This is a genomic window from Kitasatospora sp. NPDC096204, from assembly GCF_044763205.1.
Classification (GTDB): Bacteria; Actinomycetota; Actinomycetes; order Streptomycetales; family Streptomycetaceae; genus Kitasatospora.
In genome coordinates, this window is sequence record NZ_JBIWFT010000063.1 from 1 (window position 1) to 11,928 (window position 11,928).

At 74.3% G+C, this 11,928-nt stretch carries 7 protein-coding genes; 6 read left to right on the top strand and 1 reads right to left on the bottom strand.

Annotated features, from left to right (window positions below):
* Positions 1-111: 111 nt before the first annotated feature.
* Positions 112-642, bottom strand: coding sequence for an SHOCT domain-containing protein (locus ACIQ87_RS38570; RefSeq protein ID WP_402416640.1), 531 nt, complete (start codon positions 640-642; stop codon positions 112-114).
* A gap of 57 nt (positions 643-699) precedes the next feature.
* Between ACIQ87_RS38570 and ACIQ87_RS38575 the strand changes: the two genes are divergently transcribed.
* From ACIQ87_RS38575 to guaA, 6 genes are all read left to right on the top strand, one after another.
* Positions 700-1,824 (top strand): protein kinase, encoded by a 1,125-nt coding sequence (locus tag ACIQ87_RS38575; RefSeq protein ID WP_402416643.1) that lies wholly within the window; start codon positions 700-702, stop codon positions 1,822-1,824.
* Positions 1,825-1,985: 161 nt separating this feature from the next.
* The gene (locus ACIQ87_RS38580) at positions 1,986-3,713 is read left to right on the top strand and encodes a protein kinase (protein ID WP_402416646.1); all 1,728 of its coding nucleotides are present in this window, start codon (positions 1,986-1,988) and stop codon (positions 3,711-3,713) included.
* Positions 3,714-3,806: 93 nt separating this feature from the next.
* A complete protein-coding gene (locus ACIQ87_RS38585) occupies positions 3,807-5,438 on the top strand; it encodes a succinic semialdehyde dehydrogenase (protein ID WP_402416648.1) in 1,632 nt (543 codons plus the stop codon).
* Between the two features lie 92 nt (positions 5,439-5,530).
* The gene (locus ACIQ87_RS38590) at positions 5,531-7,336 is read left to right on the top strand and encodes a GMC oxidoreductase (RefSeq protein WP_402416649.1); all 1,806 of its coding nucleotides are present in this window, start codon (positions 5,531-5,533) and stop codon (positions 7,334-7,336) included.
* A gap of 362 nt (positions 7,337-7,698) precedes the next feature.
* Complete coding sequence (locus tag ACIQ87_RS38595) at positions 7,699-9,240, top strand: hypothetical protein (RefSeq protein ID WP_402416651.1); 1,542 nt, start codon at positions 7,699-7,701, stop codon at positions 9,238-9,240.
* A gap of 1,009 nt (positions 9,241-10,249) precedes the next feature.
* Positions 10,250-11,845, top strand: coding sequence for a glutamine-hydrolyzing GMP synthase (gene guaA / locus ACIQ87_RS38600; RefSeq protein ID WP_402416654.1), 1,596 nt, complete (start codon positions 10,250-10,252; stop codon positions 11,843-11,845).
* The last annotated feature ends 83 nt before the right edge of the window (positions 11,846-11,928 follow it).

Below are 11,928 nucleotides of genomic sequence, written 5' to 3' on the forward strand. Positions count from 1 at the left end.
GACCTGATCCAACTCCCCAGGTGTCACACACCATCAACGCGCAAAGCCTCGTCGAGACACGCCACCAGCGCGTACACCTGACCAAGCCCTACTAGGACGCGACGGTGGGCCCTAGCCGATCAGGCGCTGCTTGGCGCGGGTGAACTCGTCCTCGGTGAGGGCGCCGGAGCCGCGCAGGGCGGCCAGTCGTTCCAGCTGGCCGATCAGCTGTTCGCCGGTGGCGTCCGCGGCCGGTGCGGTGGGGAGGGCCTTCGGGGTGTTGCGGGCGGTCCGGGCGGCGGCCCGGAGCTGCTCGGCGAAGAAGTCGGCCTTGGCCACGTCCTCGAAGCGGTGTGAGCCGGTGAGCGCCACCACCAGGAGCACTTCGCCGTTGAGCTTGGTGCGGGTCACGGTGACGTCGGTGACGGCGGCGAGCGGAACCGGGACCGGCGGCTTCCCGTCCTTCAGGAAGAGCAGTCGATGGGTGGTCAGCACCAGCACTCCCTTGCGGAAGTGGTCGGGGTGACGCCCGGCGGTCGAGGCGACCGGCTTCTCGCCGTCGATGACGGTCGCCTCGACGTCGCGGACCGCTTCGGCGCGGTTGGCCCTGCTGCTGTTTCCGGACGCCTCGAAGGCGGTGTCGATCAGATCGGTCCAGTCCATGGGATCGAGCCTAAGGGAGCCGCTCAGTAGGCTGGTCGGCGAGCGAGAGGAACTGGCATGCGAGGCGGCCCCGGGGTGTTGCTGGCGGGGCGGTACCGGCTGACGGACCGTCCCGAACCTCTGCGCGCCCGCGCGGTGGACGAGCGGACCGGTGAGTCGGTGCTGCTGAGTGCCCTGGAACTGCCGGGGGTGCTGACGGTGGGCCAGGATCCGGACGAGGCCGCCGCCGCGCGGGCGGACCGGCTGGTGCGGCGGGTGGCGGCGGTCGGTTCGGCCGCGCCGGTCGCGCACCCGCGGCTGCTGCGCGGGGTCGGCGCGTTCGTCGAGGACGAGCTGCTGTGGACGGTGGAGGAGCGGCCGGCCGGGCGGACGGTGGCCGAGCTGCTCGCCGAGGGGCCGCTGCCGCCGTACCGGGCGGCCGAGTTGGCGGCGGACCTGGCCGGGGCGCTGCGGGCGCTGCACGCGGCCGGGCTGACCCACGGCGCGCTGACCGCGGAGTCGGTGCTGGTCTGCGAGGACGGCGCGGCGATGCTCGGCGGGCTGCTCGCCGGGGTGGCGGAGGAGGCGTTGGCCGAGGAGCTCGGCGGGCCGGGCGGGCGGCGGCGGTACGAGGTGCGGGCGACCCTGGTCGGCCCGGTGGCGGAGCGCTGGCCGTTGGACGGCGGCCCGGCGGGCGACTGCTGGGCGCTCGGGGTGCTGACGCAGCGGCTGGTCACCGGCCGTGCGCCGTACCCGGAGCGGGACGTGCCCGAGTTGGTGACGGCCGTACGGGACGGGCGGCGGGAGCCCGCGGTGGTGTGCGGGCCGCTCGGGCCGCTGGTGGAGCGTCTGCTGCAGCCCGATCCGGTGCGGCGGCCGACCGCGGAGGCGGTGCGCGAGGAGCTGGCGGAGCTGCTGGCGGGGGCGCCGGAGCCGGTCGACGAGGAGCGGGCGGCGGCGGTCGCGGCGCTGGACCCGGTGGCGCAAGCGGTGCCGCGGCAGCCGCGGGTGCGGGGCGGGAGGGCCGGGCGCTCCGGGGCGCGGGGGAGTGCCCGAAAGGGCGGCAACGGCGGGGACTTCGGGGCCGGAAACGGGGCGAAGCCGCCCCGGATACCCCCCTCCCTGTTGGGGCCGCTGCTGGTGGGCGGGGTGTTTGTGCTGCTCGCGCTGGGAATTGTCGCGGTGGTGCTGTTCGCGGGCTGACGATCCGCTCGGATTCCGGTCTTGCGGTCCAGGGGGTGGGCGTGATTACCGGGGGCGGCAAGGTGCGCCTAATGTGTGCGTGGGATTTGTTCGAACAGTGGTCTGCACCAGGCCCTCCGTCGCGGTGACGGCAGGCGGAATGTGTGGGGGAGCGGGCGCAGATGGGCGTGCAGGACCGGCCGGAGGCGGCCGAGGCGGAGCGGTTGCTGGCCGGGCGGTACGAGCTCGGCGAGCGGCTCGGCCGGGGCGGCATGGGCACCGTCTGGCGGGCCTGGGACCGGATGCTCGACCGGGAGGTCGCGGTCAAGGAGCTGACCGTCAACCACCTGCCCGAGGAGGACCTCCAGATCCTGCACACCCGGATGAAGCGCGAGGCCAGCGCGGCCGCGCGGATCAAGCACCCCGGTGTGATCACCGTGCACGACGTGCTGGAGCAGGACGGCCGGCCGTGGATCGTGATGGAGCTGGTCGACGGCCGCTCGCTGGCCGACGTGATCAGCCAGGACGGCACCCTGCAGCCGCGCGCCGCCGCCGAGGTCGGCAGCCAGGTGCTGGCGGCGCTGCACCGCGGCCACCAGCTGGGCGTGCTGCACCGGGACGTGAAGCCGGCCAACGTGCTGCTGGAGCGCGGCACCGGGCGGGTGGTGCTGCTGGACTTCGGCATCGCGAAGTACGAGGGCTCGACCGAGCTGACCCGGCCGGGCGACCTGGTCGGCTCGCCGGACTACCTGGCGCCCGAGCGGGCCCAGGGCGAGCGGCCCGGGCCGGCCTCGGACCTGTGGGGCCTCGGGGCGACGCTGTACGCGGCGGTCGAGGGCCAGTCGCCGTTCCGGCGGGACTCGCCGATCACCACGCTCGCCGCGGTGGTGGACGAGCCGCTGCCGGAGTCGCGGCGGGCCGGGCCGCTGGGGCCGGTGCTGGCCGCGCTGATGGCCAAGGACCCGGCGGAGCGGCCGACCGCGGACGAGGCGGCCCGGATGCTGGCCGAGGTGCAGGCCGGGCACACGATGGGCCTGAAGTCGGTGGCGTCGGTGCGCACGCCCACCCAGTCGGTGCCGGTGGTGGACCGCAGTGAGGGGCCGACGCCCGCCGAGGAGCCGGTCGAGGGCTCCGAGGAGCCGACCGAGCCGAAGGCTCCCGTCCCCGCCGAGCCGGACACCACCGGGGGCGCGCAGGACGTGGCCCGGGCGCACACCGGGCCCGTCGCGCCGGTGCCGCACTCATACGCGCCCGCGCGCGGACCGGCCAAGCGCCGCAACCTGCTGAAGATCGTCGGCATAGCCGTGGGCGTCGGTCTGCTGGCCGCCGCGGGCACCTTCCTCGTCACCCGGCACGTGGTGGGCGGCGGCGGCCCCGTCGAGGACCCGACGCCCACCGCGGTCGAGTCCACCGGGCCGGAGCCCACCAGCGACGCCTCCCCCGCGGTGGCGCCGCCCAACGGCTACCACTGGGTCGACGACCCGGCCGGCTTCCGCTTCCCGCTGCCGAACGGGACGCCGTCCTGGCAGCGGATCAGCTCCGGGGACAACCAGATCTACTACACCCCCGACGGCAAGGTGCACTACCTGCAGTTCGCCGTCACCGTCGGCCAGTCGGTCAAGCCGCTGGAGCACATGCGGCAGATGGAGACCAGCCTCTCCAAGTCGCTCAAGGACTACAAGCAGCACCGGATGGCCGGCACGGCGGTGAAGGGCCAGGAGGCGGCGGTCTGGGAGTTCAGCTACGCGGCCAAGGAGGGCGGCCGCCGGCGCGCGATCGAGACCGAGTTCATCGGCCAGGACGGCACCAGCTACGCGATCTACTCGTCCAGCCCGGAGAAGGGCAGCGAGTGGAACGAGGCCGAGCAGCGCTTCTACGCGGTGCTCAACAGCTTCACCCCGATCCGCTGACCGGGCCGGGTGGCGCCCGCTTTCACCCGACTGGGGCAGATTCTTGTTACCGACGGGTACCGGACCGGCCGCCGAGCGCCTAGGCTGCGCCGTATGTCGGACCTCACAGCAGATGCAGTGGCCACCGAACACCCCGGCGCCGGCAACCCGGCGGCCCCCGGTGGCGGCCGGACCGTCACCGCGGCCGTTCCGCCGTCCCTGGTCGCCAGGCTGGCCGCCGGCGTCACCGCCACCGGCGAGCCCGACCTGGTGGAGACCGTCGCCCCGCTGACCGGCGAACGGCTGGCCAGCCTGCCGCGGTCGACCCCGGCCGACGTCGAGGTCGCCTTCCAGTTGGCCCGCCGTGCCCAGGCCGCCTGGGCCACGCTGCCGGTGCGCCGCCGTGCCGCCGTCCTGCTGCGCTTCCACGACCTGCTGCTCAGGCGGCAGGACGAGGTGCTGGACCTCATCCAGGCGGAGACCGGCAAGGCCCGGCTGCACGCCTTCGAGGAGGTGCTGGCCGTCGCCATGGCCGCCCGGCACTACGGACGGGCCGCGCACGGCTACCTCAAGGACAAGCGGCGCGGCGGCGCGCTGCCGGTGCTCACCCACGCCGTCGAGGCCCGCCGCCCGAAGGGCGTGGTCGGCCACATCTCGCCGTGGAACTACCCGCTGGAGCTGTCCATCGGCGACGCCCTGCCCGCCTTCGCGGCCGGCAACGCGGTGGTCAACAAGCCCGACACCCAGACCGCGCTGACCGCGCTGTGGGCCCGGGAGCTGCTGGTCGAGGCCGGGCTGCCGGCCGACCTGTGGCAGATCGTGATCGGCGACGGACCGGTGATCGGCCCCGCCGTGGTGGAGCACGCCGACTACGTCTCGTTCACCGGCTCCACCCGCACCGGCCGCGACGTCGCCCAGCGCGCCGCCGCCCGGCTGGTCGGCGCCTCGCTCGAACTCGGCGGCAAGAACGCCATGTTGGTGCTCGCCGACGCCGACCTCGACGCGGCCGCCGCGGGCGCCGTCCGGGCCTGCTTCTCCTCCGCCGGACAGCTGTGCATCTCGATCGAGCGGCTGCTGGTGCACCGCTCGGTGGCCGACGAGTTCCTGGAGCGCTTCGCCGCCCGCACCCGGGCGCTGCGCCTGGGCGGCGGCCTCGCGTACGGCGCGGACATGGGCTCGCTGGTCTCCGCCCGCCAGCTGGAGACCACCACCCGGCACGTGGACGAGGCGGTCAAGGCGGGCGCCACCGTGGTGGCCGGCGGGCGCGCCCGGCCGGACCTCGGCCCGTTCTTCTTCGAGCCGACCATCCTCGACGGCGTCACCCCGGACATGGCGGTCTGCGCCGAGGAGACCTTCGGACCGGTCGTCTCCCTCTACCGCTTCGACACCGACGAGGAGGCGGTCGCCGCCGCCAACTCCACGCCGTACGGCCTGAACTCCAGCGTCTGGACCAGGGACCTGCGGCGCGGCCGGACGGTCGCGGCCCGGCTGCGCACCGGCACGGTCAACGTCAACGAGGCCTACGCCGCCGCGTACGGCTCGGTCGGCTCGCCGATGGGCGGCATGGGCGACTCCGGGCTGGGCCGCCGGCACGGCGCCGAGGGCATCCTGCGCTTCACCGAGGCGCAGACCATCGCGACCCAGCGGCTGGTGCCGATCGCGCCCTCGTTCGGCCTGGACGACAAGCAGTTCGCCGCGGTGATGACCGGTGGGCTGCGGGCGCTCAAGGCGCTGCGCTTCAAGTAGGACCCCAAGTCGCCTCCGAGGCCCCGCCCGTCCGGTGGGGCCCGGTTCGCGGCACCCACAGGCAGGCTCACCCGGTGAAGGAGCGGTGGCAGATGGTGCAGTCCGGCGGTGCGGCGGAGTTCGACTACGACGTGGTGGTGGTCGGGTCCGGCTTCGGCGGTTCGGTCGCGGCCCTGCGGCTGACCGAGAAGGGCTACCGGGTCGCCGTCCTGGAGGCCGGGCGGCGCTTCGACCGGGACGAACTGCCCAGGAACTCCTGGGACCTGCCGAACTACCTGTGGGCGCCGCAGCTCGGGCTGTACGGCATCCAGCGCATCCACCTGCTGGCCAACGTGCTGATCCTGGCCGGCGCCGGGGTCGGCGGCGGCTCGCTGAACTACGCCAACACGCTGTACGTGCCGCCGAAGGCCTTCTTCGAGGACCGCCAGTGGCGCCACATCACCGACTGGCAGCAGGAGTTGGCGCCGTTCTACGACCAGGCGCAGCGAATGCTCGGGGTGCGGCTCAACCCGACCCTCACCCCCTCGGACGTCCACCTCAAGGCGGCCGCCGAGCGGATGGGCGTCGGCGACACCTTCCACATGGCGCCGGTCGGGGTCTTCTTCGGCGACGGCGAGGACACCGACGGCAGTGCCAAGGCGGCGCCCGGCGGCGAGGTCGCCGACCCGTACTTCGGCGGCGCCGGCCCGGCCCGCAAGGCCTGTGTGGAGTGCGGCGAGTGCATGACCGGCTGCCGGCACGGCGCCAAGAACATGCTCACCGAGAACTACCTCCACCTGGCCGAGAAGGGCGGCGCGCGGATCCACCCGCTCACCACGGTGGCCCGGATCCGGGAGATCGGCGGGGCCGACGGGAGCCGCGGCTACGCGGTGGACGTGCGCCGCACCGACGCGCGCTCGAAGACCGACCGGGTGAAGGCGGGCGCGCGGACGATCACCGCGGCCCGGGTGGTCGTCGCGGCCGGCACCTACGGCACCCAGTCGCTGCTGCACCGGATGCGGGACGGCGGCCACCTGCCCCGGATCTCGGCGCGGCTGGGCGAGCTGACCCGCACCAACTCCGAGGCCCTGGTGGGTGCGCAGACCACCGACCGGCGCTACGGCACCAGGGCGGACTTCACCAAGGGCGTGGCGATCACCTCCTCGATCCACCCGGACGCCAACACCCACATCGAGCCGGTCCGCTACGGCAAGGGCTCCAACGCGATGGGCGCGCTGTCCATCGCCCAGGTCAAGGGCGGCGGAACGATTCCGCGCTGGCTGCGCTACCTGGCGAACTCGGCGCTCCACCCGTTGACCTTCGCCCGTTCGATGGACCAGCGCCGCTGGTCCGAGAAGACGATCATCGGTCTGGTGATGCAGTCGCTGGACAACTCGATCACCGTCTCGCTGAAGAAGGGCCCGCTCGGCAAGGCCCGGCTCACCTCCACCCAGGGCCACGGCGAACCCAACCCGAGCTGGATCCCGGCGGCCGAACGGGGCGCCCAGGCACTGGCCGACGAGATCAACGGCTTCGCCGGCGGCACCGTCGGCGAGATCTTCGACATCCCGATGACGGCGCACTTCCTGGGCGGCTGCCCGATCGGCGACGCCCCCGAGACCGGCGTGGTGGACCCGTACCACCGGCTGTACGGCTACCCCGGGATCAGCGTGGTGGACGGTTCGGCCGTCTCCGCCAACCTGGGCGTCAACCCCTCGCTCACCATCACCGCGCAGGCCGAGCGCGCCATGTCGATGTGGCCGAACAAGGGCGAGGCGGACCAGCGTCCGGCCCAGGGCGAGGAGTACCGGCGGGTCGCGGCGGTCGCGCCGGTGCGGCCGGCCGTGCCTGAGGGCGCGTTCGGCGCGCTGCGGCTGCCGCTGCTGCCCGTCCCGGAGGTCCCGAAGAAGCGCGACTGAACCCGTTCGACGGGCCAATCCGCTTGCCCCGGTTCCCGGTTGACATCCGTTCGGGTCCGATGGGATAAACGGGCTCCCTGGGGCCGCCAGGGACTCGTCGATCGGGGGGAGCGCGGGCCATGGCCGACTGCGCATCGTGCGGCGCGACTTCGCAGGAGGGGGCGGTCGTCTGCGGTTCATGCGGGCGGCCGTCGGCGCCGCCGCCCCCGCCGGTGGACGCCCCGCCCGCCCCGCCTTCGTACGGTCCGCCGCCCGGTGCCCCCGGGTACCCGCCGCCCCCGCCGCCGCCCGTCGCCGGGCCGCCCGCGGTGGGCAGCTGGGGCGGCGGGAACCCGTACGAGCCGCGGCGCGGGCCCTCGCCGGTGACGCGCTGGCTCACCGGATCGGACTGGCGCCCGGCGCTCCGGGCCGCGATCGCCCCGACCGGCGTGCTGCTCGTGGCGGCGCTGATCACGGCCGTCCCGAGCGGCTACGACTACGACACGTTCATCGCCTCGCCCGGCTACGGCGACCGGTTCGGCGCGGCGCTGGCGATGACGCTGAACGCCTTCGGCGCGCCGTTCCGGCTGACCGGGCACCCCGCGTCCAGCCGCGACAGCCTGGACGACCTGGAGCTCGCGTTCCGGGTGCTGCCGATGACCGTCACCGTGCTCTGGGCGCTGGCGCTCTGGCTCGGCCTGCGGGCCGGGGCCCGCAGGCGCAAGGCGACCGGCGCCCAGCTGACCCGCGGCCAGGCCGGCGGTGAGGCGCTGCGCACCGCCGTGGTGCTGGCCGGGGTGGCGCTGCTGCTCGGGCTGGTCGGAGGGACGGCCTGGCAGCCGGCGGACCGGTTCGACGACGAGTCCGGCTACCCCCTGCGGAGCACCGGCATGAGCTTCGGCGCGGACTCGGGCTGGGTGGAGGCGGTCGGGTGGACGGCCCTGCTGGCCGCCGCCCTGGCCTTCGCCGTCCACGGCACCGACGCCCTGCGCTGGGCGGCCTGGCGCAACCGGTCGGTGCGCGGCTGGGCGGTGGCCGCGCTCACGGCGGGCCAGGCGCTGGCACTGGCGGTCGGCCTGGCCGCGCTGGTGGCCTTCGTGCTGGTCGCGGCGAACAGCAAGGAGGGTGTGGAGACGGCGGTCTCGCTCGCGTTCCTGCCCAACCTGGGCCTCCTCCTGCTCGGTTTCGGCTCGGGCTCGACCTGGCGGGTGCACTCCGGGCTGTCCGGTCAGGGCGAGAGCTGGGGCGACCGCAGCAGCGACGCGGAGATCTCCTTCTTCGACCTGCACGACGCGGCCGCCGACTGGCGCTGGTGCGGCCTGCTGGCGCTCGCCGCGGCGGGCCTGCTCGGCTGGTCGGCGTACCGGCGCCGGCTGGACGCGGCGGACCGGCTCCGGCTGGCGGCCGTGTACGGGGTGGCGCTCACCGTGCTGATGGCGGTGGCCGGCGGGCAGATGACCAGGACGATGTCGATGCGGGGCTGGACCTCCTCGGCCCGCGTGGACATGTCCCAGGAGACCTCGGTCGGCCTGGTGTTCCTCAGCGTGCTGCTGGCCAACCTGGTCTGGTCGGTGGTCGGCGCGGTGCTGGTGCCGCCGCTGCTGGCGGCCGTCCGCGACCGGAGCGTGGGCGCGCCGCAGACCGCCGTGCCGTACGCCGAGTCGCCGTTCGCCTCCGCCCAAGGCGGAGGCGTGCAGGGCGGCGGGCCGTACGCGGAGGTGCCGCCGCAGGTGCCGTACGCGACGCCGGGGGCGCCGGTGGCGCCGGGCTACGGCGTGCCGCCGCAGTCCGGCGGTCCGGGCGAGGTGCTGGACTCGCACCCGGCGCCGCCCGCTCCGGCCGGCGGGACGCCGGCGCCCGGTGCGGTGCCGCCGCCCCCGGGCCAGGAGCCGGTCGACCCGAGCGTCTGGCGCGAGCATCCCTGACTCCGAGCGCCCCTGGTTCCGAGCACCCCTGACTCCGAGCGCCCCCGAAAAGGGCAAAGGGCCCCGCGGGGGAACGGGGCCCTTTGTCGTTCAGCACTCGGCGTCAGGGCCGCGCCGGTGCTGCGGTGACGGCGCCGGGGGAGGAGCGCCGTCGTGTCGGTTGGTTTCGGGGTGCGCCGTGCGGCTCCGGCGTGGGTGGCCGGTCGCGCGGGGCGCGGACGTCCGTGGGCGGCGGTTCGGTGCGCAGGGTCTGCGCCGGGCCCGTGCTCACGGAGTGTGAACGGTAAACCGCTGCCGCCTCCCTGCGGCGCGGCTGCGGAGAACGCCGTCGCGGGCCTCCTCGGTGAGCCGTGAGGCGCCGGGAGAACCGCTTACAACGAGCATCGTGCTGGACGAGGGGCTCGCTCTGCAACCGGTTCGGCACAGTTCGGCACAGAGCATTTCCCGTCGAGCCCGCCGCTGATGATCACGGTGCGTAGCGGTTCGGGTGGTTGCGGCGCACGGGGACGCGCGTAGCGGCGCGGGGTGGACGGGGGAGTGCGCCCGGGCGCGCACCGGATCGGACCGGGGGTGTGACGGCCGGTCCCGGGCGTCCCCGGACCCCGGCCGTCCCACCTCTCGGCCCAGTCGCGGCCGGGTTCGCTGTCCCCTGCTGGCCGGCCGCGGCACCCGCGCACGGTCCCACGGAGCCGTGCGCCCGGCGGGCCGGGCGGCGGCACCACGTGCGCCGGTGGACTGGGGTGGAGCTCCACGCGTGGTCCTGCTGCCGTACGGCGGTGCCCCCGCGGGGGCGGCGGCGCGTCTGGCGGACGCGGCGCGGCCGTACGTTCGTCAGAAGCAACGAACCGCCGCCCCGCACGGTCACGGTCCATTGGACGTGCAGACGAGTGAAACCGGACAGCCCGGTAGAATCGGTGTCCAGACACCCCACAACCGTCCGCCGCAGCCGCAGCCCCGCCGGGGAGGCGGCCACGCGCGACACCTCGATACCGCTGCCGGAAGGCCGTCCGTGTCCTCTGCAATTCCCGTCCAGTCCGCGCCGGACAACGACCCCGTCCTGGTGGTCGACTTCGGCGCCCAGTACGCCCAGCTCATCGCCCGTCGGGTGCGTGAGGCGCGGGTCTACAGCGAGATCGTGCCGAGCAGCATGCCGGTCGCCGAGATGCTCGCCAAGAACCCCAAGGCGATCATCCTCTCCGGCGGCCCGTCGTCGGTCTACGAAGAGGGCGCGCCGCAGATCGACCGCTCGATCTTCGAGGCCGGTGTCCCGGTCTTCGGCATGTGCTACGGCTTCCAGCTGATGGCCAAGAGCCTCGGCGGCACCGTCGACAACAACGGCGCCCGCGAGTACGGCCGCACCCCGCTGACCGTCTCCCGCACCGGCTCCACCCTGTTCGAGGGCGTCCCGGCGCAGCACTCGGTGTGGATGTCGCACGGCGACGCCTGCTCCGCCGCCCCGGAGGGCTTCACCGTCACCGCCTCCACCGACCTGGTCCCGGTCGCGGCCTTCGAGAACGACGAGGCCCGGCTCTACGGCGTCCAGTACCACCCCGAGGTGCTGCACTCCGACCACGGTCAGCAGGTCCTGGAGCACTTCCTCTACCGCGGCGCCGGCATCGCCCCGACCTGGACCACCGGCAGCGTGGTCGACGAGCAGATCGCCCTGATCCGCGAGCAGGTCGGCGACAAGCGCGCGATCTGCGGCCTGTCCGGCGGTGTGGACTCCGCGGTCGCGGCCGCCCTGGTCAACAAGGCCATCGGTGACCGGCTGACCTGCGTCTACGTCGACCACGGCCTGATGCGCAAGGGCGAGACCGAGCAGGTCGAGAAGGACTTCGTGGCCGCCACCGGCGTCCAGCTGAAGGTCGTCGACGCCTCCGAGCGCTTCCTGAACGCGCTGAAGGGGGTCACCGACCCCGAGGAGAAGCGCAAGATCATCGGCCGGGAGTTCATCCGGGTCTTCGAGCAGGCCCAGGCCGAGATCGTCGCCGAGGCCGGCGAGCAGGGCGAGTCGGTCGACTTCCTGGTCCAGGGCACCCTGTACCCGGACGTGGTGGAGTCCGGCGGCGGCACCGGCACCGCCAACATCAAGTCCCACCACAACGTCGGCGGCCTGCCCGAGGACCTCCAGTTCCAGCTGGTCGAGCCGCTGCGCAAGCTGTTCAAGGACGAGGTCCGGATGGTCGGCCAGGAGCTGGGCCTGCCGGAGGAGATCGTCCAGCGCCAGCCGTTCCCGGGCCCGGGCCTGGGCATCCGGATCGTCGGCGAGGTCACCAAGGAGCGCCTGGACCTGCTCCGCGACGCCGACGCGATCGCCCGCGAGGAGCTGACCGCGGCCGGTCTGGACCGCGAGATCTGGCAGTGCCCGGTCGTGCTGCTCGCCGACGTCCGCAGCGTGGGCGTGCAGGGCGACGGCCGCACCTACGGCCACCCGATCGTGCTGCGCCCGGTCTCGTCCGAGGACGCCATGACCGCCGACTGGTCGCGCCTGCCGTACGACGTGCTGGCGAAGATCTCCACCCGGATCACCAACGAGGTCCGCGACGTGAACCGCGTCGTCGTCGACGTCACCAGCAAGCCGCCGGGCACCATCGAGTGGGAGTAGCACTCCCACCGGCCGCCGGGGCGTCTGCTCGCCCCGAGGCCGATGCCTGAACGGCCGCGCCGTCGTTCCCGTAATGGAGGGAG